Source organism: Microbacterium sp. UFMG61 (assembly GCF_015354505.1).
Classification (GTDB): domain Bacteria; phylum Actinomycetota; class Actinomycetes; order Actinomycetales; family Microbacteriaceae; genus Microbacterium.
The window spans coordinates 16953-36788 of sequence record NZ_JACAFP010000021.1 but is presented as its reverse complement, the minus strand read 5'-3'; the positions used below and the strand labels follow the sequence as shown (position 1 = coordinate 36788).

Here is a 19836-nt window from a genome sequence, read left to right as displayed (position 1 = left end):
CCACCCCCACCGACGCGGCGCCCCGGCCCACCGACGCACCGGAGACGCCCGCGTCACCCACGCCGCCGGTTCCGCGCACGATGCCCACCGCGATCCCCCAGGTGCCGAGCGCCGTCGCTGCCCCCGCCCCGTCGATCGCAGCGAACCGGCCCGTCCACTCCGCGTCGACACCACCGGCTGCCGAGCCGATCGCCTCGACGCCCGTCACGTCGGCGTCGACGCCCGCCTCTCCTGCGCAGTCGTCCACGTCGTCGCGGCGTTCGCAGCGCGAGCAGGGTGTCGAGCGGCCGTCATTCCTTCAGCAGGAGCGTCGAGAAGAGCCGGCGCGTCGCGGCGGTCGAGGATTCCTCAACCGCGTGGGGTTCTCGCTCGGCCCGAACGCACGAGAGCGCGCCATCCGCGACGATGAGCACGCGGTGAGCATGCACTGGCCGGGTCCGCGCACGGTCGCCGTCGTCAACGGCAAGGGTGGCGCGGGCAAGACCCCCGCGACGGTGCTGCTCTCGGCCGTCTTCGCACAGTACGGCGGCGCGGGCGTCCTCGCGTGGGACAACAACCAGACGCGGGGCACACTGGGATGGCGCACCGAGACCGGCGCCCATGATCGCACGCTGCTCGAGCTGCTGCCGCAGACACAGCGTCTCCTCGGCGCGCAGGGACAGTCGGCCGATCTCGCCCATTTCGTTCATCACCAGCCTCAGGAGAAATACGACGTTCTGCGCTCGAAGCCCATCCGGCTCGCGCACGAGAATCGCCTGAGCCCGACAGACGTCGATTCGATCCACTCGGTCGCGGCGAAGTTCTACCGTCTGATCATCATCGACTCCGGCAACGACGAGTCCGACCCGATGTGGCTGCGGATGATCGACCGCGCAGATCAGATCGTCGTCGCCACGACGACGCGCGACGATCACGCCGAGGCCGGGGCCCTGCTGCTGGAGGCGCTCGAAGACCGGGACGAGCGTTCGGCGCGACTGGCACAGGAGTCTGTGGTGGTCGTCAGTCAGGCCGACCCGAAGGCGTCATCCGCCGACGTCGACAGCGTCGTGGCCGGATACAGGTCGCTGGCGCGCGAGGTCGTGCGCATTCCGTTCGACCGCGAGATGGTCGACGGGCACCTCCGACTGCGCGCGCTCGCGGAGCCCACGCAGCAGGCGTGGTTGTCGGCCGCCGCGGCAGTCGCACGCGGCTTCTGACACGCAGCGAGCGCACAGCCGCTCATGGTCGACACGGTCGGTGTCGACCGTTCGAGTCACCCCCGAAGGCTGTCGACCCAGTTGCGCAGCAGCTGGATGCCGGCTTCCCCCGACTTCTCGGGATGGAACTGCGTCGCCGAGAGCGGCCCGTTCTCGACGGCCGCGAGGAAGGGGTCGCCATACGTGGTCCACGTCAGCACGGGCTGCGGGAACGGCGGAATGACGTCGAGCTCCCATGACTGCGCGGCGTAGGAGTGCACGAAGTAGAACCGCTCGTTCTCGATTCCTCGGAACAGTACCGAATCGGCACCGGGCTCGACCGTGTTCCAGCCCATGTGGGGAAGCACCGGAGCATTGAGCTCGGTGACGGCGCCGGGCCACTCAGCGAGCCCCTCGGTGTCGTGACCGCGCTCGACACCGTGGGTGAAGAGCACCTGCATGCCGACGCAGATGCCGAGCACCGGGCGCCCGCCGGCGAGACGGCGATCGATGATCTCATCGCCGCCGTGCGCGTGGAGGGCATCGCGGACGGCCTGGAACGCGCCGACGCCCGGGACGACGAGGCCGNCGGCCTCGAGCGCCTCGGTACGGTCACGGGTGAGCACGGCATCCGCACCCGCCGCGACGAGCGCCTTGACCGCGGAGTGGACGTTCCCCGATTCGTAGTCGAAGACGGCGACCTTGGGGGCCCCGCTCACAGCGCACCCTTGGTCGACGGAATGCCGTCGACCAGCGGATCGAGCGCCTTGGCCTGTCGGAACGCACGCGCGAAAGCCTTGTACTCCGCCTCGGCGATGTGGTGCGGATCACGCCCACCCAGCACCCGCACGTGCACGGTGAGCCCCGCGTTGAACGTGATCGCCTCGAACGAGTGACGCACGAGCGCACCTGTGAAATGACCGCCGATGAGGTGGTACTCGAAGCCCTCGGGTTCGCCGGTGTGCACGAGATACGGACGCCCCGAGATGTCGACCACCGCCTGCGCGAGAGCTTCATCGAGCGGCACCAGCGCGTCGCCGTAGCGCGAGATGCCCGACTTGTCGCCGAGAGCCTCACGGATGGCCTGTCCGAGGACTATCGAGATGTCCTCCACCGTGTGGTGCGCGTCGATCTGGGTATCGCCGGAAGCGCGGACGGTCAGGTCGGTGAGCGAGTGCTTCGCGAACGCCGTCAGCATGTGGTCGAAGAACGGCACCGAGGTGTCGATGTGGCTCGCGCCGGTGCCATCGAGGTTCACCTCGAGCTCGACGGTGGACTCCGACGTGCTGCGCACGCGGGAGGCGGTGCGCGGGGTGTGGGTGGCGCTGCTCATGAAGCCGATCCTATCGAGGCGAGGGCGTCGAGGAACGCCGTGGTCTCGGCCTCGGTGCCCGCCGTGACCCGCAGGTGGCCGGGGATGCCGACGTCGCGAACCAGCACTCCGCGGTCGTACAGCTTCTGCCACACGAGCTTCGGGTCGGACACACCTCCGAAGAGGACGAAGTTCGACCACGACTCGTGCGGTGTGTAGCCGAGTGCTTCGAGGGTCGCCGTGATGCGATCCCGCTGCTCGACGATCTCATCGACCATTCCGAGCATGACGTCGGCGTTGCGCAGTGCGGCGACCGCAGCCGCCTGCGTGAGCGCACTGAGGTGGTACGGCAGACGGACGAGACGCAGTGCGTCGATGAACACAGGGTCCGCGGCGAGGTAGCCGACGCGAGCTCCCGCGAAGGCGAATGCCTTGCTCATGGTGCGCGACACGGCGAGACGCGGCCGCCCCGCCAGCAGGGTCAGCGCCGAGGGGGCATCGCGCGGCGCGAACTCCTGATACGCCTCGTCGACGATCACGATCCCGCGGGCCGCCTCGTAGACCGCCTGCACGACGTCGAGTCCCATCGGAGTGCCGGTCGGGTTGTTCGGGGAGCAGAGCAGGACGACGTTCGGATCCGCCGCAGCGACCTGCGCTGCCGCCTCATCCGGCGTGATCGTGTAGTCCGGCTGTCGGGTCCCCGCGACCCAGCGCGCACCCGTCCCCTGCGCGATCAGCGGGTACATCGAGTACGTCGGCGCGAAGCCGAACGCCGTGCGGCCGGGACCGCCGAACGCCTGCAGGATGTGCTGCAACACCTCATTCGAGCCGTTGCCCGCCCAGATCTGTTCCGGCTCGAGACCGTGACCGAGGTACCGGGCGAAACCCTCGCGCAGTGTCGTGAACTCACGGTCGGGATAACGGTTGACGTCCCGGAGCGCTACGGCGATGTCATCGAGGATGTCGCTCGCCACGGCATCCGGCACCGGATGCGTGTTCTCGTTGACGTTCAGCGCGATCGGAAGCGGGGCCTGCGGAGCGCCATACGGAGTGAGTCCGCGAAGGTCGTCACGGAGCGGGAGGTCGGCGAGTGATGGAGTCACCCTTCCCATGGTAGGCCGAGTGGCGAAGACGGTCGCTCAGCGTGTCGACGGAATGCACAGCGAGCGCATCGACCGCCGCGACGTCACTCCGAGAACTGGGTGGGGATGGCCAGCTCCTGGCCGATCTGCAGCGCGCCACCCTGCAGGGCATTGAGACGCGTGATCTCTCCGATCACATCGCGCGGGTCCGCCTGCGGGGCGATACCCTCGGCGATCGACCACAGAGTGTCTCCGGGCATCACGGTCACGGTCTCGAACGACACCGTCGCCACCTGGTCGTTCGACGCCATCGCGCTGCCACCGCTGAGGGCGCCGAAAGCGATGCCCGCCGCGAGCGGAACGGCTGCGAGAGCAAGGACGACACTGCGACCGCGCGCCGTCAGCCGAAGGCGCGTCGCCGGAACTGCCGGGACGATCGCTGCGGTGCTGAAGGTGATGGTGCTCATGTCGTGCTCCTCTGCTGCGTCCGCTGTGGGCGGTGAAGTTGGCGTAGCGTTCGCATCCACGACTCGGCCGGGAGCCGAGAATGCGAAGCTACGTTCCGAAGGTATCTTCGAATTCGAACATCTGTCAAGACTTCTTCGAAACCTGCTCCGCGAATCAACCGACACGCTCGAACAGATATTCCCCATCGGCGCTTTTCTCGGATACGGTTTCGATAGGAACACCCCACCACGGGCCACCGACATTCGAACCGAGACGCCGGGTCCACACCTGAGGAGCATCATGAGCGACAACGCCGCCACCGAGTCCGAGGCTCCGCGCACTCGTCGCCGGAAGAGCCTGAGCCCCAAGCAGATGGCCATCCTCGAAGTCATCCAGACGTCGATCAGCCGATACGGCTACCCGCCGAGCATGCGCGAGATCGGCGACGCGGTGGGACTCAAGTCCCTGTCGAGCGTCACCCATCAGCTGGGGCAGCTCGAACTGAGCGGCTACCTGCGACGCGACCCGGGCAAGACCCGTGCGATGGAGGTGCTGATCGACCTTCCCGGCACCAGCGGCGAGAATCCCGCCGACGTCGCGACGCCCGTCGGCGATGCCGCGCTCGTCCCCCTCGTCGGTCGGATCGCGGCCGGAGTGCCGATCACCGCCGACCAGCAGGTCGAGGAGATCTTCCCGCTCCCCCGCCAGCTCGTCGGCAAGGGCGACCTCTTCATGCTCAAGGTGTCGGGTGAGTCGATGATCGACGCCGCGATCTGCGACGGCGACTGGGTGGTCGTACGTTCGCAGGGCAGCGCGGAGAACGGCGAGATCGTGGCCGCCATGCTCGACGGCGAGGCGACCGTCAAGGTCCTGCGCCGTCGTGACGGCCATACCTGGCTGCTGCCTCGCAACTCGGCGTTCGAGCCGATCCTGGGTGACGAGGCCGTGATCCTCGGCAAGGTCGTCGCCGTGCTTCGCGCCGTCTGAGACCCTCCGCGCTTACGCGCCTCCGGGATCGCACCGGCACCTCGACGACCGAGCGCCGCTGGGTGCAGGGCGACGTCATCACCCTTCCCCATAGGCTCGATGCATGTCGTCATCCTTCGGTTCATGGCCCTCGCCGTTCTCGCCGACGTCCGTCGCCGCCTCCTCGCCGCGGATCGACGGCGCCGCCTTCGTCGGCGACGAGATCTGGTGGGGCGAGTCCGTCCCCGCCGAGGGCGGACGGGTGACTGTGCGCAGCTCCTCGGGCGGCGAGATGCTCCCCGCACCGTGGAGTGCGCGCTCCCGAGTGCACGAGTACGGGGGTGGCGCCTGGACGGCAGCCGCCGATGGCACGTTGTACTTCGTCGACGCCGGAGACCAGCGAGTCCGGCGGCTGACGCGCGACGGACGTGCTCTCGAATTGACTCCTGCAGGACCGGCATACGGCGGCCTGCGTCTCAGTTCCGGGCGATTGTTCGCGGTGTACGAGGACCTCACGACCGAGCCGCATACCCGGGGGATCGTCGAGATCCCGCTCGACGGGTCGGCCGCAGACGACCCGTCAGAGCTTCGCATCGTCGTCGCGGGTCCGCACTTCTATGCCCATCCCGCGCTGTCCGACGACGGCATCCGCATGGCCTGGGTGCAATGGCACGGCGATCGGATGCCGTGGCAGCACGCGAGCCTCGCGATCTCGGACGGCACGTACACGAGCATCCTGCCGACGCGCGCCGCGCTGCAGCCGGAGTGGAGCGGCGACGATGAGCTCCTCTACGCCGACGACCCCTCAGGCCGATGGGTGCTGCATCGACAGGCGCTGCACGGCATCTCCCCGCTCCGCGCCGCCGAGCCGGTCGCCGAGACCGCCGACGGCGACACCGGGTACGGCCTCTGGGTGCTCGGCAACCGATGGTATCGACTACTCGACGACGGCCGGATCGTCGCTGTCCGCACCGCGGGGCGGGATCAGGTCGTCGTGGTCGGCGCCGACGGTGGCGTGCGCAGGCTCGATCTCCCGGCGGACGGGCACGTGAGCGTCGACGACGTGTCCGGCACCCGCGTGCTGCTGTCCGGCAACAGCTCGACCGGCTCCCCCGGGGTCTGGAGCGTCGATGTCGACACCCATGACATCGATGTCGTGACGGGCGGTGAACCCGCTGATCCGGAGTGGATGCCCCCGGCATCCGAGATCGTGGTCGACGGCGTGCGCGGCCCCGTACACGCTTTCGTCTACGCGCCGGCGAACCCCGAGATCACTCCCCCTGGTGACGAGTTGCCTCCGTACATCGTCCTCGTGCACGGTGGCCCCACGGCGCATGTCACCGGCGCCGTCTCGTCGGCGATCGCGTTCTACACCAGCCGCGGCATCGGGGTCCTCGATGTGAACTACGGCGGCTCGACCGGCTACGGCCGCGCGTATCGCGAACGCCTCGACGGCGAGTGGGGCGTGGTGGACGTGGACGATGTGGTCGCCGCCGCACGCGGCCTCGCCGACAGGGGGCTGGCTGACCCGGCACGGATCGCGATCCGCGGCGGGTCCGCCGGCGGGTGGACGGTGCTGTCCGCGCTCGTTCGCGGCGGCACGTTCGCCGCAGGCATCAGCCGCTACGGCGTCGCCGATCTGCGGATGCTCGTCGAGCACTCCCATGACTTCGAGGCCTCGTACATCGACGGCCTCGTCGGGCCGCTGCCGGACGCCGAGGCGCTGTACGTCGAGCGCTCACCACTCACGCATGCCGACCGCATCGACGTTCCGGTGCTTCTGATGCAGGGCGGGGCCGATCGCGTCGTACCCGCATCCCAGTCGGAGTCGATCCGCGACGCCCTCGCCGCACGCGGCGTCGATCACGAGTACGTCCTCTACCCGAGCGAGGGCCACGGCTTCCGCTCTGCGGAGACCATCGTCGACGCCCTCGAACGCGAGCTCGCGTTCCTCGGGCGCGTGTTCGGCTTCACGCCGTCGTCCTGATCAGTCTCCGGTGCGGTTGCGCAGGCGCATCGCACGCTCGGCCTCGCGCGTGTCCTGGCGCTCACGCAGCGTCTGGCGCTTGTCGAACTCGCGTTTTCCCTTGGCGAGAGCGATCTCGACCTTGGCCCGACCGTCGGAGAAGTAGAGCTTGAGTGGGATCAGGGTGTAGCCGCCTGCAGACACCGCATGCTGCAGCTTCGCGATCTCCTCGCGGTGCAGCAGCAGTTTGCGGATGCGCTTCGCGGAATGATTCGTCCAGTGCCCCTGCGAGTACTCCGGAATGTGCACCGAATCGAGGAACACCTCGTTCCCCTTGACGAACGCATACCCGTCGCTGAGGTTCGCGCGCCCCTGGCGCAGCGACTTCACCTCGGTGCCGGTGAGCACCATCCCCGCCTCGTACGACTTCTCGATGTTGTAGTCGTGACGTGCGCGACGATTGGTCGCGATGACCTTCTCCCCGCGTTCCCTGGGCATGATTCTCTCCTGATCCGTGTCGTGGAGTGGTTCCGGAGCCCGGCGACGGGCACACGACAGCCTGTCAGTCTATACCGATGCCGCGCGCCATCGGCGGTCAGGTCAGGTACGCAGCCATCGACGGATCGCGAACCCGGCCGAGAGCGCCGCGAGCACCACACCGATGCCGATCAGCACGGGGACGACGAGCGCCGCGTCGTTCATCGAGATCCAGGTGGTGATGAACGGCACACGTCCTCGAAGGTAACCGTCGACGCCGAAGTGCACTCCCGCGACGACCGCGGCACTCGCGAGCACGGATCCGAGGAAAGCCGCGAAGACGCCCTCGAGCACGAACGGCGTCTGGATGAACCTGTTCGATGCGCCCACCAGACGCATGATGCCGATCTCCTTGCGCCGCGCGTATGCGGAGAGCCGGATGGTCGTGCCGATCAGCAGGATCGCGGCGATCAACATCAGCACGGCGATTCCGACGGCGATGTACGTCGCGACCGTCAAAGCGGAGAACAGCGGCTCGAGATATTGGAGCTGGTCCTGCACCTGCTCGACTCCCGCGACGCCGTTGAAGGCTTCGGAGATCACCTGGGACTGCCCGGGGTCCTTCATGGTGACGAAGAAGACCTCGAAGGCCTGGTCCGCGCTGATCAGGTTCGCCTGATCCTCGCCGAGCTGATCGACGAGCTTCGCGTAGGTGTCCTCCTTCGAGTCGAAGGTCACCTCGCTGATGAGCGGAGCGAGCGCTTCGCCTTCGAGTTGGCCGCGCACCGCGTTCACCTGGTCTTCGGAGGCGCCGCCGTCGATGCAGGTCGGCGATTCCGAGATGTCGGAGCACATGTACACGGCCACCTGCGCGCGCTCGGTCCAGTAGCCGCGCATGGTCCCGATCTGAGCCTGCATCAGGATCGCGGCGCCGACGAACGTCAACGACACGAAGGTCACGAGCACGACCGAGATGACCATGGAGATGTTGCGTCGAAGCCCGACCAGGGCTTCGGTGAGGATCAGACCGATTCTCATGAGGTCGGCCCCACTTCCTCTGTGCCGTCGTCCGAGAGGCCGAGACGATCGGCGACTCCCAGCTCTGCGACGTCGACCTCGGGGAGCACGATCGGATGCGTTCGGGAGGCGACCGCCGCGGGCGCCACGACAGGCACCTCATCGATCTGCGGCTCGATCGGTGCGGCCTGAGCCTCGGGAGTCTCGGATGCCCTCGGCACCGCATCGGCCGCCGTCGACTCCGCCCTGCGCTGCGCAGTGAGTTCCTCGGCGAGGGCCGCCCGCACCACCGAGAGATCGGCGGTCTGCCGCTGCACCTCCTGCACGGCGGTGAGCGCGGCAGCCGCGGCGGCGCCACGCACCTCTTCGGGCGCGAGACGCGGGATGTTGGAGGTGTCGCCGTAGCCGCCGTGCACCTCGTCGCGCACCATCTCGCCGTCGCGGAGCTCGATCACGCGTCGCTGCATCTGGTCGACGAAACCCGCCTCGTGGGTCGCCATGAGCACCGTCGTCCCGCCGGCGTTGATGCGGGCGAGCAACTGCATGATGTCGACCGATGTCGCCGGGTCGAGGTTTCCCGTGGGCTCATCCGCGAGGAGAACCTGAGGGCGGTTGACGAGCGCACGCGCGATCGCGACGCGCTGCTGCTCGCCGCCCGAGAGCTCGTGCGGCATGCGCTTCTGTTTGCCGTCGAGCCCCACGAGAGCGAGCGCCTCGGGAACGGCCTGCTGGATGAAGCCGCGCGATGAGCCGGTCACCTGCAGGGTGAAGGCCACGTTCTGGTAGACCGTCTTCGACGGCAGAAGACGGAAGTCCTGGAACACCGAGCCGATGTGACGGCGGAAGTAGGGCACCTTGCGGTTCGCCAGCGACCTGAGGTCGCGGCCGAGCACGGCGACGCGACCGGTGGTCGGCACGTCCTCGCGGAGGATGAGTCGCAGACATGACGACTTCCCCGACCCCGATGCCCCGACGAGGAAGACGAACTCCCCGCGCTGGACCTCGAAGTCGACGCCGGACAGTGCGGGCCTGGAGGTCCCGCGATAGCGTTTCGTGACGTTCTCGAACCGAATCATGGCTTTACGAGCCTAAGCGCGCCGATTCCCCTGGTTGCGAGCGACACCCCCGCCGTCCGCTTCCGTGTCGCACCCCACTGCTATACATGGAGGTGCGGATCCACGCCCCAGCGTGGACGACGACTCCGAGGGGGATGCGATGACCACGCCTGCAGGTTGGTATGACGATGGATCCGGCCGGCAGCGCTGGTGGGATGGCGAGCAGTGGACCGAGCACGTCGCGCCCGTCGTCGAGACTCCGGCGACCGAGGCTCCCACGCCTGCGAGCCCCGCCCCCGAGACCCCGGCATCCGAGTCCCCCGCGACCGATGCCCCCGCAACCGCGGCCCCCGCAGATGCCGAGCACTCGGCCGCCGACGGCACGCCCGGGATCGGTGAATCAGCAGCCTCGATCGAGACGGGTGACTCCCTGCATTCCGTCGCCGCGGTCGAAGGCGGCGGCACTTGGAGCGACTCCTCCACGTCGTCGCCGGCCGAGGGCGATCACGGCGGTTCGCCCGCCCCGTCTGCCGAGGAGATCCCGCCGTACGCGACCCCGTCGGGTGGCGATGCATCCGGGTACCCCGGCGCGGCTCCGACCGCCCCCGACGCCGCTCCCGGGTACCCGGATTCCGCACCGACGTATCCCGGCGCCGCCCCGAGCTACCCCGGTTCCGCTCCGGTCGATCCCCACGGCGCGCCCGGCTACCCGGGTGGCGCTCCGATGTACCCCGGCGCCGGCCCGAGCTACCCCGGTTCCGCTCCGACGTACCCGGCCGCGGGGTACGGCGCACAGGGCGGCTATCCCGGCTCCTCCGCACCCACGGGTCCGGCCCGACTCTCTGTGGTCGGACTCGTCGGACTCGGGCTCGCCGGACTCGGAACCATCCTCTCGTGCATCCCCTTCACCGTCGGTTTCGGCTGGATCCTCTTGGGCGCGGGCTTCATCGTGTCGCTGATCTCACTGTTCCTCAAAGGCCGGAAGTGGCCCGGCATCTCGGGGCTCATCCTCTCGTTCGTGGGCGCGATCATCGCCGTGGTCATGGCGATCTTCTTCGTGGGGGCGGCACTCTCCGAGGCCATTCGAGACCTTCCCACCCCTCCTCCGGCGAGTGATTCCGACACGGAGTCGACCCCGCCGCCGAGCGCAGAGCCCGACGAGGACTCCTCGACTGCGCAGGTCGAAGAGGGATCGATCGGCGACACCGTGACGCTCCGCTGGCTCGGCGGCACCGGCGAGGTGACCGTCACCGGAGCCGCGTGGTCGACCGACGACGGCTCGGGGGTCCCCTCGACGAACGGCGGCTATCTCACCGTCGAGACGACCTGGACGGGGATCGACGGCGTCACGCCGGCGAATCCCCTCTTCACCGCTCTCGAGACAGCCGACGGCACCGAGGGTCAGCTCGACTTCTTCGTCACGGGCGCACCCAATGAACTGCTCGAATCCGGGCAGACCGTCAGCGGCCCGATCGCATTCGACATCGCGCAGAGCGACTCGTACGTGCTCGTGATCACGGATGAGGCCGCCCGCGAGATCGCGCGGATCTCGATCGTCCCGACCGCAGGCTGAGCCAGGCGTTCGGGTGACGAGCACAGAACGGAGTCGACGATGACGACGCCCGCAGGATGGTACGACGACGGCTCCGGTCGGCTCCGGTGGTGGGATGGCTCGGCCTGGACCGAGCACACGATGGATGCGGTTCCACCGTCACCGGCGCAGGCGACTCCGCATGAGTCTGCCGTGGAGCGCGGCTCGAGCGCGGACATCGCCCCGTCCTCGGGCTCCGCGTCCGGCTCCGGCTCAGAACCCGAGATCCCGACGTTCACCCCTCCCTACGCTGCGCAGGAATCCGCTCCGTGGGCGACACCCGCGGCAGCTGCATCTCAGCCTGCCGCTCCCACCGGTGGGTACGCCGCATCCGCTGCGTCGTACCCGGGTGCGCCTGCGACGGCGGCCGCCCTCCCCCTCGACCCCTACGCCCCACGCCCCGCTGCTGCGAAGCGGCGCATCTCCGTGCTCGGCATCATCGGGCTGACGGTGGCGGTGCTCGGTGTCGTCCTGTCGTGCATCCCGGCGATCGCGTTCATCGGCTGGATCCTCCTCGGAGTCGGCTTCGTGACGTCGCTCGTATCACTCTTCCTCCCGGGTGCGAAATGGGCCGGCATCGCCGGTCTGGCCGTGGGAGTGCTCGGTGCGGTGCTCGCCCTCGCGGTCGCGCTGCTCACCTTCGCAGCGGCGGAGTACTCGCCTGCCGATGAGTCGGCACCGGCGGCGACCGAGAAGCCGGTTCCGTCGGACGAGCCTTCGCGCGAACCGTCGCCATCGGCGGAAGCGGCGCCTCCGCCCGGCGCAGAGACCGTCACCTTCGACGAGCTCACGGTCGGCCAATGCATCCCGTTCATGGAGTGGGGTGACGAGGTGTACGAGCTCCCGATCGTGCCGTGCGATCAGCCGCACACAGACGAGGTCTACTACATCTTCGACGCCGACGACGGGGACTACCCGGGCGACGATGCCCTGCAGACTCTCGCGACAGAACGGTGCGACACGGCGTTCGCCGAGTATGTGGGCATCCCCTACAAGGATTCCGTGCTCGACAACTACTGGTTCGTCCCCACCGAGGCGTCGTGGAATCGCCTCGACGATCGCACGATCCAGTGCATCGTCTACAGCAACGACGAGGTCACGGAGTCGTTCCAGGGTTCCGCACGCTGAGAGGGTCCCGCTCGCTGAGAGCGGTGCGGCTCAGTCCTCTTCTTTGCGCTTGCGCCAGCGGATGCCCGCGGAGATGAATCCGTCGAGGTCGCCGTCGAAGACCGCTGCGGGGTTGCCCGACTCGTGTCCGGTGCGCAGATCCTTGACGAGCTGCTGGCCGTAGAGGAAGTACGAGCGCATCTGGTCGCCCCAGCTCGCCGTGATGTTTCCGGCGAGTTCCTTCTTCTTCGCGGCCTCTTCCTCTTTCTGGAGCAGGAGGAGTCGGGTCTGGAGCACGCGCATCGCGGCCGCGCGGTTCTGGATCTGCGACTTCTCGTTCTGCATCGAGACGACGATGCCCGTCGGAAGGTGCGTGAGGCGCACAGCGGAGTCGGTCGTGTTGACCGACTGACCGCCCGGGCCCGAGGAACGGAAGACGTCGACGCGGATGTCGCTCTCGGGGATGTCGACCTCGGTCGCTTCCTCCATGAGCGGGATGACCTCGACAGCCGCGAAAGACGTCTGTCGCTTGTCGGCCGACCCGAACGGGCTGATGCGGGCGAGGCGATGCGTGCCGGCCTCGACCGAGACCGTGCCGAACGCGTACGGCGCGTCGATCTCGAACGTCGCAGATTTGATGCCCGCACCCTCGGCATACGAGGTGTCCAGGACCTTCACCGGGTACTTGTGACGCTCAGCCCAGCGCAGATACATGCGCATGAGCATCTCGGCGAAATCGGTGGCGTCATCGCCGCCGGCGCCCGAGCGGATCGTGATGATGGCCGAGCGCTCGTCGTACTCGCCGTCCATGAGCGTCTGGACCTCGAGCTGGTTGATGATCTCGGTCAGGGCCGTGAGTTCGTTCCGCGCCTCGATGGCGGAGTCCTCATCACCCATCTCGTTCGCCAGGTCGATGAGGACCTCGAGGTCGTCGAGTCGCTGGCCGATGCCCTCGACGCGAGCGAGCGCCGACTGCCGGTGACTCAGCGCGCTGGTCACCTTCTGCGCATGATCGGTGTCATCCCAGAGATCGGGCGCACCGGCCTCTTCGCTGAGTCGGGCGATGTCGGAGCGGAGCGCATCGACATCGACGACCTCGCGGATGTCACCGTAAGTGACTCGGAGGGCCTGGATGTCGGCGGAGAGATCGAGTTCGAGCATGTCGCGTCCAGCCTAACGTGCCACCTGTACCGGCGGGGACCCTTCGTCGGGCTCGGACACCCCGCGCGACGGAGTAGCGTGAAACGAGTGAGCACTGCATCCACGGTCCTGAAGCGATTCGGGCCGATGGTGTACCTCCCCACGGTGCTGTTCTCGCTCGGCGAGGGCGCGGTCATCCCGCTGATCCCGGTGATCGCTGCCGAGATGGGCGCCGACGTCGCCTTCGCGGCCCTGGTCGCCTCGGCTCTCGTCGTGGGTCAGTTGTGCGGCAACGTTCCTGCGGGATGGGCGGTGTCACGCATCGGCGAGCGTTTCACCATGGTCATCGCCGGCACGGTGGCGATCGCCGCCGGAATCGGCATGGTGTTCGCCCCGTCTCTCACCGTGCTCGCGGCATCCGTCTTCCTCCTCGGCTTCTGCGCGGCAGCCTTCGGCCTCGCCCGTCACGCGTTCATGACGACCAGAGTCCCCCTCGCCTTCCGCGCCCGCGCTCTGTCGCTCCTGGGCGGCAGCTTCCGCCTCGGCGTCTTCATCGGCCCCTTCGTCGCCGCAGGGCTGCTGCAGCTGTTCGGTTCCGAGATCGCCGCGATCTGGTTCTTCCTGGGTTGCCTGATGGTGATGGTGCTTCTCGTGCTGTTCGGCCCCGACCCTGAGAAGACCATCCCCGCGGCGACCGCGATCCGCACCGCTCCCCTCTCCGACGGCTCCGGCGAGGTCGTCACGGGGTCGATTCCGATCGCGGCGCGCGCCGGGGTGTTCCGCACGATGTGGGTGCAGAGGAGCGTGCTCGGGCGGCTGGGTCTCGCGGCAGCATCGCTCTCCGCGGTGCGCTCGGCCCGTCAGGTCGTCCTGCCTCTGTGGGGGCTCTCCCTCGGCCTCGATTCCTCGACGATCGCCCTCGTTGTCGGGGTCTCGGGAGCGATCGACTTCGCTCTGTTCTACGCGAGCGGCCAGGTGATGGACCGTTTCGGGAGGCTGTGGGCGGCGATGCCGGCCATGCTGCTGATGGGTGCCGGCTTCCTCGCGCTGTCCGTCACGCACGACCTCGATGCCGCTGTGCTCTGGTTCGGCATGTTCGCGGCGGTCCTCGGGGTCGGCAACGGCCTGTCGAGCGGCATCCTGCTGACCCTCGGCGCCGACGTCGCACCGAAGACGGAACCTGCCGCGTTTCTCGGCTCGTGGCGCACTCTCACGGATGCCGGCGGCGCGATCGCCCCGTTGCTCGTCTCCGGCATCATCGCCGTCGCCTCGCTCCCGATCGCTGCGGCCGCGATGGGCGTGATCGGAATCGTCGGAGCGGGCGGGTTCCTGCGATGGATCCCCCGGTTCGTCCCGCGGGCGAAGGAGGAGCGATGACCACGCTGGGCGCGGACATGCGAGTTCTGGTCGCCGGCTACTCTCCCCGGTCTGCGCGCGACCGCCTGGAGCTGGCGGACTTCACCCGCCTTTTCTCGAACGATGCAGGTCCTGTCTTTCGGGGAGACGGCCCGAGCCACGCCACGGCGTCGGCGTTCGTGTTCGATTCCTCTCTCACGCAGATCGCGCTGGTGTTCCACGGCAAGGGGCGGTTCTGGGTGCAACCGGGCGGTCACCTCGAGGACGACTCCTCGATCGTCGACGCGGCGCTGCGCGAGCTCGCGGAGGAGACGGGACTCATCGCGACGCGTCCGGCAGCACCGCTCGTCTACGACCTCGACCACCACTCGCTGTCGACCGCCTTCGGACGCTGCGCCTCGCACCTCGATGTCGGGATCGGTCTGGTCGTCCCGACGGAATCGCCACTCACCGTGAGCGACGAGTCCGGCGATGTGCGGTGGTGGCCCGTCGACGCACTCCCGCACGATGCACCGGCGGGCTTCGACGTGCGAGTGCGCGCCATGCTCGACCGCATGGTCGCCTGATTCCCACGCTCACCGCACCGCCGTGCGACTCGTGCCGGTCGCCTGCAGGTCGACTCCGTCGGGGATGAACAGCGACAGCAGGGGAGGATGCCACGGCGAAGCGATGGTCACCCGCGCCGAGACCCCCTCGGCCGCGGCAGACACGAGCGTCACGGCCTCGGGCGCCCCATCGATCACCGCTGCCGCCTGCTCCCGCACCCGCTGATCCGTGAGCTCGGCGAGAATCGTCGAACCGTCGACGCTGAGCGTGAATCCGTCGGCTCCGGCGAGCGCCGCGGCATCCGCAAGGTCGTCGAGACGCTTCTGCGCGATGTAGAGATCCGTCGCACACACGCAGACGAAGGTGAGCGCGAGGGCGAGCAGTGCGTAACCGAGCGTGAGAAGCAGCACGCTTCCCTCATCGTCACGTCGGTCCCGACCACTCACTGCTCACCCCAGGTGCGCGACATCTTCTGCACGGAGGATCCCTCGACGGCGATCGTCGCGGCATTCTCCAGACCGAAGACGGCGGGGATCAGCGGGAGCGACACATCCGCAGTGATCGTGAGCGTGGCGGTCTCTCCTGCCCGCGGACACTCTCCTTCCTCTCCAGGGCACGTCATCGACATCTCGAGCGACCCGGCATCGAGGCCGTACTGCTCGACCACGCTCGCGAGCACCTGCTCGCCACGCGTCTCTGCCGCCTCTGCGCTCGGCGCGAGGGCGATCGCACGCATCGTGTGCCGGGCGGCGGCCTCCACGCCGAGCGCCTGTTCCTGAATCGCCCCCAGCGCGATGATCAGGTACACCAGCGGGACCAGCAGAATGACCCCCACGGCGATGAACTCCAGGGCAGCAGAGCCCTCGTCATCCATCTCCGAAGGTCTCCTTCGGCGCGGCTGCCTCGACAGTGAGAGAGCGAGGCAACCCGAGCAGACCGATCACAGGGAGAGGCGCAGTGATCGTGACGCGCACGGTGGGCTGACCGAGCATCGACTCTCCGACGACGGTGATGTCGTCGGCGTAGGTCGCGCCGACGGCGCGCGTGATCACCTCCCGCGCGCGCTCGGCCCCCTCCGCCGGTGTCGTGTCCGCGAGCGCAGCGAAGTACGCACCCTCGACTGCAGCGTCATGCACGACGTTCCGGACGTACACCGCGAGAGCGAGCTGCATCACTGCGAGCGTCAGCACGGTGAGGAGAGTGCCGACCAGGATGAACTCGACGGGGCTCGAGCCTCGGTCGTCCAACGGCCGCCTGGGACGACCGAGGTCGATCACCGCTCCGTGGTGCCCGAGCCTCACAGGTCAGATCCCGGAGACACGCGCGATGGCCTGTTCGAACAGCTCGCTCAACGCCGGTCCTGCCACCGCCCAGATCAGAACGACGAGCCCTGCCGTCATGAGTGTGACCAGCACCCATCCCGGCACGTCGCCGGCGTCGTCGTCCGCGAGGTCTCGGATCCATCCGGCGGCAGCCGCCCACCGGCGTCGAAGAAGGGTCATGGAGATCGTCCTTTCGTTGAGCGCTCAGCCGATGCCGAGTCGCAGGATGAACAGTCCGGGATAGATGGCGAAGAGCACGGAGAGCGGCAGGATGAGGAAGACGAGCGGCAGAAGCATCAGGATCTCCTTGCGACCCGCCTGTTCGATCAGCACACGCTTCGCGTCCTCCCGAGCGTCGCCGGCCTGCGCGTGCAGGACGGCAGCGAGCGGTGCGCCGTGTTCGAGTGCGGCGATCACCTGGTCGACCGCCCGTGTCAGGCCGGGCAGCTGCAGACGGATCGCGAGATCGCCGAGGGCGTCGGCGAGTGACGACCCCGTGCCGACGGCGACGACCACTGCACGCAGTTCGATCGTGAGCGCCCCAGAGCCGACCGACGCGACGCGTCGGAGCGAATCGAGGAACCCTTCGCCCGCCGACAGGCAGAGGGCGAGGAACTCGAGCGTCGTGGGCAGCTCATCCGTCAGACGTCCGCGTCGAATGGACACGCGCGCGCTGAGTTGCGTCTCATAGGCGGCTGCGGCGCCCGCACCCGCCAGCAGCGGCAGCAGCGACACCGGAGCGGTCATCCGACCGGTGAGCACGAGGACGATGAGGGCCGCCGCTCCGGCTCCGGTGCCGGCGACGCCCCACCCCAGCTGGCGGCCGCGGAAGGTCGCGGCATCCATGCCGATTCCCGCCTGAGCCAGCCTGTGCTGCAGCGCCTCCCGACTCCCCATGGCACGGCCGAACGCCTCCTGCACGCGCATCCAGGGCGACGTGCTGCCCGCGGGAAGCACCGGCGCCGCAGGCAGTACGCCTGGCGGCAGGTCGGCATCGCGCACGACATCGCGCACGTAGGGGCCGATTCGGCGCGCGAGGGAGAGTGCGCCCCACCGTGGCAGCGCGCTGATGATGCACAGCACTCCTGCGGCCAGCGCACCCCCGATGAGCATCGACAGCGAAAGTGCGGAGAACGCGTTCATCCGAACCACCTGCCCGGTTCCGGCAATCGTCCTATCCGGATCATCACGCGGTAGGCGACGACCGAGACGAACGCGCCGAGGCAGATGACCAGCATCCCCTCCGGAGTCCCGTACGCCTCGGCACCCTCGGGCCTCATCACCAGCAGAGCCAGAATCACCCAGGGAGCGACGGCGCCGAGCACCGCGGCACCGCGAATCCACGACTGGCGCGCTTCGACCTCACCGCGCAGAGCCGCATCTGCGCGCACGGAGGCTGACAGCGCACGCAGCACCCCGCTGAGCTCGGTGCCGCCGACCTGTCGAGCCATACGCAACGTCTCGATGATCCGATCGGCGATCGGATCAGCCAAAGCGGTCTTCAGTCGATCCAGGCCCGACTCGAAGCGTCCCGTGGCTCGGAGATCTCGCGCGAACGAGGCGAACGCGGGGCGCATCATCGCAGGAGCGGACTCGGCGAGACCGGCCACCGCGTCGGGCAGCGACATTCCCACACGGATCGAGGCGATCAGCAGATCGCACACATCAGGCCATACCTGACGACGGGTCTTGCGCAGGCGCAGCCGGCGGGCACGGAGAGCGACCACGGGAGCCGCGCCTCCGGCGACGGTGGCGAGAGCAGCCAGAACCGGGATGGAGGTCAGAAGCCAGGCCGCGGATGCCGCAGAGAGTCCCGCCGCGAGCATGGTGATCACGAGCGATCGAGGTCGCACCGACCCGAGACCCGCTTCCTCGAGAGTCCGGGCGAGCGGACCACGACGTGGCGTCTGCGGCACCTCCGGCCGATGTGGCCACAGCCACGGCGACACCACCAGAAGGAGTCCGGCGGCGAGCATCGCTCCGAGCAGCGCGGTCATGCGTGGGCACCGACCCGCCGCCACGCGGTAGCGTGCCTCGCAGCACGGTCGTCGAGCGCATAGACGGACCGCGTGACGATGTGCCCGTCGATCACGGCACCGGTCGGGGCGATCACCTCTGCGATCCGCCGCGCGCCGTCGTCGTCGCGCACGCAGTGCACGACGAGATCCACCGATCCGGCGATCGCCGGCGCGACGAACGACCGGTCGATGTTCCGTCCCGCGAGCAGCGGAAGCAGCGCGAGCTTGTCGAGCGCCTCGCACGCCGAATTGGCGTGGACCGTCGCCGCCCCAGGTACACCGGTGTTGAGAGCGAGCACGAGATCCAGTGCCTCGGCATCGCGCACCTCCCCCACGACCAGCCGGTCGGGCCGCATGCGCAGGGCCTCCTTGACCAGCCGGCGGAGAGTGATCTCTCCCGAGCCCTCGAGACTCGCCTGCCGCCCCTGCAGTGAGACGACGTCCGGCCCGTCGACCGCGAGCTCGAAGGTCTCCTCGACGGTGATGATCCGCTGGGTGTCGGAACACGCGGCGAGCAGCGCGCCGAGGACCGTGGTCTTTCCTGCGTGCGTGGCCCCTGACACGACGACGCTCGCCCCCTCCCGCATGGCGCCGCGCAGCAGATCGGCGGCATGATGCGGCAGAGTCCCTGCCGCGACGAGCGCCTCGAGGGATCGGAAGCGGGGCAGGAACTTGCGGATGTTGACGGCCCACGAGCCGCGCACCACGTCGGCGATCGCCACGTGCAGACGCGACCCGTCGGGCAGCGAGGCGTCGACGAACGGCTGGCTGATATCGACGCGTCTCCCGGTCGACTGCAGCATCCGCTCGACGAGGTCCCGCAGCGTCGCCTCGGTCAGTCGCAGATCGACCCTGCGGGCGATCCCGCCGCGAGCGACATGCACGTTCTCCGGGCCGTTGAGCCAGATCTCCTCGATCTCGGGGTCGTCCAGCAGCGACTGCAGCGCCCCGAAGCCGCTCACCGCCGCCAGCACGTCGCGCACGCACGCGGCCTCGTCATCGATCATCGCCTCACCCCGAGCGAGCGCGACGTCATTGAACCGACGCACCTCGGCGAGCGCGAGCGTGCGAGCAGCACCGGCATCGAGGGTGGGGTCGGTGCCATCGCTGCGCAGACGTTGCCGCACGCGTTCGGAGACGAGGACGGCAGGCAGGATCACCCGAGCATCCTCGCAACAATCGGTTCCCGGTCGCCCGAGTTATCCACAGCGCACTGTCCGGGCTGCGCGGCGGATCCTCAGCAACGCGCGATCCCCCGG

The 19836-nt window shown here is 68.7% G+C and carries 23 protein-coding genes; 7 read left to right on the top strand and 16 right to left on the bottom strand.

Annotated features, from left to right (window positions below; translation table 11 throughout):
• Positions 1-247 (bottom strand): hypothetical protein (locus tag IXW21_RS18320; protein ID WP_228528727.1); only part of this gene is annotated, 247 nt, incomplete at its 3' end.
• Positions 248-356: 109 nt separating this feature from the next.
• Between IXW21_RS18320 and IXW21_RS18315 the strand changes: the two genes are divergently transcribed.
• Complete coding sequence (locus IXW21_RS18315) at positions 357-1196, top strand: MinD/ParA family ATP-binding protein (protein ID WP_323742304.1); 840 nt, start codon at positions 357-359, stop codon at positions 1194-1196.
• A gap of 56 nt (positions 1197-1252) precedes the next feature.
• Here IXW21_RS18315 and hisH read toward each other — a convergent pair whose 3' ends face one another.
• The 4 genes from hisH to IXW21_RS17475 all read right to left on the bottom strand — a co-directional run bounded on the left by hisH (position 1253) and on the right by IXW21_RS17475 (position 4036).
• On the bottom strand, positions 1253-1894 hold the full coding sequence (hisH, locus tag IXW21_RS17490; RefSeq protein ID WP_194765508.1) for an imidazole glycerol phosphate synthase subunit HisH: 642 nt from the start codon (positions 1892-1894) through the stop codon (positions 1253-1255).
• Complete coding sequence (hisB, locus tag IXW21_RS17485) at positions 1891-2508, bottom strand: imidazoleglycerol-phosphate dehydratase HisB (RefSeq protein WP_194765507.1); 618 nt, start codon at positions 2506-2508, stop codon at positions 1891-1893. Before hisB ends, hisH begins: the two co-directional genes overlap by 4 nt.
• Complete coding sequence (locus IXW21_RS17480; RefSeq protein WP_194765506.1) at positions 2505-3599, bottom strand: histidinol-phosphate transaminase; 1095 nt, start codon at positions 3597-3599, stop codon at positions 2505-2507. The genes hisB and IXW21_RS17480 overlap by 4 nt, the downstream gene beginning before the upstream one ends.
• 74 nt (positions 3600-3673) lie before the next feature.
• A complete protein-coding gene (locus IXW21_RS17475; RefSeq protein WP_194765505.1) occupies positions 3674-4036 on the bottom strand; it encodes a LysM peptidoglycan-binding domain-containing protein in 363 nt (120 codons plus the stop codon).
• 280 nt (positions 4037-4316) lie between these two features.
• Here IXW21_RS17475 and lexA point away from each other — a divergent pair, with 280 nt between their 5' ends.
• Both lexA and IXW21_RS17465 read left to right on the top strand, forming a co-directional pair.
• A complete protein-coding gene (gene lexA, locus IXW21_RS17470) occupies positions 4317-5003 on the top strand; it encodes a transcriptional repressor LexA (RefSeq protein ID WP_194765504.1) in 687 nt (228 codons plus the stop codon).
• Positions 5004-5106: 103 nt separating this feature from the next.
• On the top strand, positions 5107-6969 hold the full coding sequence (locus IXW21_RS17465) for a prolyl oligopeptidase family serine peptidase (RefSeq protein ID WP_194765503.1): 1863 nt from the start codon (positions 5107-5109) through the stop codon (positions 6967-6969).
• Here IXW21_RS17465 and smpB read toward each other — a convergent pair whose 3' ends face one another.
• From smpB to ftsE, 3 genes are all read right to left on the bottom strand, one after another.
• Positions 6970-7446, bottom strand: coding sequence for an SsrA-binding protein SmpB (smpB, locus tag IXW21_RS17460; RefSeq protein WP_056312202.1), 477 nt, complete (start codon positions 7444-7446; stop codon positions 6970-6972).
• Positions 7447-7548: 102 nt separating this feature from the next.
• Entirely contained in the window at positions 7549-8463 is a 915-nt protein-coding gene (ftsX, locus tag IXW21_RS17455) for a permease-like cell division protein FtsX (protein WP_194765502.1), read from the bottom strand.
• Positions 8460-9518 (bottom strand): cell division ATP-binding protein FtsE, encoded by a 1059-nt coding sequence (gene ftsE / locus IXW21_RS17450; RefSeq protein WP_194765501.1) that lies wholly within the window; start codon positions 9516-9518, stop codon positions 8460-8462. Before ftsE ends, ftsX begins: the two co-directional genes overlap by 4 nt.
• A gap of 139 nt (positions 9519-9657) precedes the next feature.
• Between ftsE and IXW21_RS18310 the strand changes: the two genes are divergently transcribed.
• Together IXW21_RS18310 and IXW21_RS17440 are read left to right on the top strand one after the other, a co-directional pair.
• Positions 9658-11070 (top strand): DUF2510 domain-containing protein, encoded by a 1413-nt coding sequence (locus IXW21_RS18310; protein ID WP_228528726.1) that lies wholly within the window; start codon positions 9658-9660, stop codon positions 11068-11070.
• Between the two features lie 39 nt (positions 11071-11109).
• Positions 11110-12216 (top strand): DUF2510 domain-containing protein, encoded by a 1107-nt coding sequence (locus IXW21_RS17440; RefSeq protein ID WP_194765514.1) that lies wholly within the window; start codon positions 11110-11112, stop codon positions 12214-12216.
• A 30-nt stretch (positions 12217-12246) separates the two neighbouring features.
• Here IXW21_RS17440 and prfB read toward each other — a convergent pair whose 3' ends face one another.
• Positions 12247-13356, bottom strand: coding sequence for a peptide chain release factor 2 (gene prfB / locus IXW21_RS17435; RefSeq protein WP_194765500.1), 1110 nt, complete (start codon positions 13354-13356; stop codon positions 12247-12249).
• 126 nt (positions 13357-13482) lie between these two features.
• On the opposite strand from prfB, the gene IXW21_RS17430 reads away from it, so the two are divergent.
• Positions 13483-14712 (top strand): MFS transporter, encoded by a 1230-nt coding sequence (locus IXW21_RS17430; protein WP_194765513.1) that lies wholly within the window; start codon positions 13483-13485, stop codon positions 14710-14712.
• Positions 14709-15257: an NUDIX hydrolase gene (locus IXW21_RS17425; protein ID WP_194765499.1), complete on the top strand. Its 549-nt coding sequence runs from the start codon at positions 14709-14711 to the stop codon at positions 15255-15257. Before IXW21_RS17430 ends, IXW21_RS17425 begins: the two co-directional genes overlap by 4 nt.
• Before the next feature lie 9 nt (positions 15258-15266).
• On the opposite strand, the gene IXW21_RS17420 is transcribed toward IXW21_RS17425, so the two are convergent.
• The 7 genes from IXW21_RS17420 to IXW21_RS17390 are packed head-to-tail and all read right to left on the bottom strand — an operon-like array spanning position 15267 to position 19737.
• Entirely contained in the window at positions 15267-15647 is a 381-nt protein-coding gene (locus IXW21_RS17420) for a hypothetical protein (RefSeq protein ID WP_323742303.1), read from the bottom strand.
• Positions 15648-15679: 32 nt separating this feature from the next.
• Complete coding sequence (locus tag IXW21_RS17415) at positions 15680-16111, bottom strand: TadE family protein (RefSeq protein ID WP_194765498.1); 432 nt, start codon at positions 16109-16111, stop codon at positions 15680-15682.
• The gene (locus IXW21_RS17410; RefSeq protein ID WP_323742302.1) at positions 16104-16538 is read right to left on the bottom strand and encodes a TadE/TadG family type IV pilus assembly protein; all 435 of its coding nucleotides are present in this window, start codon (positions 16536-16538) and stop codon (positions 16104-16106) included. Before IXW21_RS17410 ends, IXW21_RS17415 begins: the two co-directional genes overlap by 8 nt.
• A 3-nt stretch (positions 16539-16541) precedes the next feature.
• Positions 16542-16739, bottom strand: coding sequence for a hypothetical protein (locus IXW21_RS17405; RefSeq protein WP_194765497.1), 198 nt, complete (start codon positions 16737-16739; stop codon positions 16542-16544).
• 24 nt (positions 16740-16763) lie between these two features.
• The gene (locus IXW21_RS17400) at positions 16764-17702 is read right to left on the bottom strand and encodes a type II secretion system F family protein (protein ID WP_194765496.1); all 939 of its coding nucleotides are present in this window, start codon (positions 17700-17702) and stop codon (positions 16764-16766) included.
• Entirely contained in the window at positions 17699-18556 is an 858-nt protein-coding gene (locus IXW21_RS17395; RefSeq protein WP_194765495.1) for a type II secretion system F family protein, read from the bottom strand. Before IXW21_RS17395 ends, IXW21_RS17400 begins: the two co-directional genes overlap by 4 nt.
• The gene (locus IXW21_RS17390) at positions 18553-19737 is read right to left on the bottom strand and encodes a CpaF family protein (protein WP_194765494.1); all 1185 of its coding nucleotides are present in this window, start codon (positions 19735-19737) and stop codon (positions 18553-18555) included. Before IXW21_RS17390 ends, IXW21_RS17395 begins: the two co-directional genes overlap by 4 nt.
• Positions 19738-19836: the final 99 nt, after the last annotated feature.

What these genes read in the sequence shown, in the direction of transcription:
- IXW21_RS17405 (WP_194765497.1), bottom strand. Translation starts at nt 16,739, where the DNA reads ATGACCCTTCTTCGACGCCGGTGGGCGGCTGCCGCCGGATGGATCCGA.
- IXW21_RS17425 (WP_194765499.1), top strand. Translation starts at nt 14,709, where the DNA reads ATGACCACGCTGGGCGCGGACATGCGAGTTCTGGTCGCCGGCTACTCT.
- ftsX (WP_194765502.1), bottom strand. Translation starts at nt 8,463, where the DNA reads ATGAGAATCGGTCTGATCCTCACCGAAGCCCTGGTCGGGCTTCGACGC.
- IXW21_RS17475 (WP_194765505.1), bottom strand. Translation starts at nt 4,036, where the DNA reads ATGAGCACCATCACCTTCAGCACCGCAGCGATCGTCCCGGCAGTTCCG.
- IXW21_RS17480 (WP_194765506.1), bottom strand. Translation starts at nt 3,599, where the DNA reads ATGGGAAGGGTGACTCCATCACTCGCCGACCTCCCGCTCCGTGACGAC.
- IXW21_RS17465 (WP_194765503.1), top strand. Translation starts at nt 5,107, where the DNA reads ATGTCGTCATCCTTCGGTTCATGGCCCTCGCCGTTCTCGCCGACGTCC.
- prfB (WP_194765500.1), bottom strand. Translation starts at nt 13,356, where the DNA reads ATGCTCGAACTCGATCTCTCCGCCGACATCCAGGCCCTCCGAGTCACT.
- lexA (WP_194765504.1), top strand. Translation starts at nt 4,317, where the DNA reads ATGAGCGACAACGCCGCCACCGAGTCCGAGGCTCCGCGCACTCGTCGC.
- hisB (WP_194765507.1), bottom strand. Translation starts at nt 2,508, where the DNA reads ATGAGCAGCGCCACCCACACCCCGCGCACCGCCTCCCGCGTGCGCAGC.
- ftsE (WP_194765501.1), bottom strand. Translation starts at nt 9,518, where the DNA reads ATGATTCGGTTCGAGAACGTCACGAAACGCTATCGCGGGACCTCCAGG.
- IXW21_RS17440 (WP_194765514.1), top strand. Translation starts at nt 11,110, where the DNA reads ATGACGACGCCCGCAGGATGGTACGACGACGGCTCCGGTCGGCTCCGG.
- IXW21_RS18310 (WP_228528726.1), top strand. Translation starts at nt 9,658, where the DNA reads ATGACCACGCCTGCAGGTTGGTATGACGATGGATCCGGCCGGCAGCGC.
- IXW21_RS17415 (WP_194765498.1), bottom strand. Translation starts at nt 16,111, where the DNA reads ATGGATGACGAGGGCTCTGCTGCCCTGGAGTTCATCGCCGTGGGGGTC.
- IXW21_RS17400 (WP_194765496.1), bottom strand. Translation starts at nt 17,702, where the DNA reads ATGAACGCGTTCTCCGCACTTTCGCTGTCGATGCTCATCGGGGGTGCG.
- IXW21_RS17395 (WP_194765495.1), bottom strand. Translation starts at nt 18,556, where the DNA reads ATGACCGCGCTGCTCGGAGCGATGCTCGCCGCCGGACTCCTTCTGGTG.
- IXW21_RS17430 (WP_194765513.1), top strand. Translation starts at nt 13,483, where the DNA reads ATGGTGTACCTCCCCACGGTGCTGTTCTCGCTCGGCGAGGGCGCGGTC.
- smpB (WP_056312202.1), bottom strand. Translation starts at nt 7,446, where the DNA reads ATGCCCAGGGAACGCGGGGAGAAGGTCATCGCGACCAATCGTCGCGCA.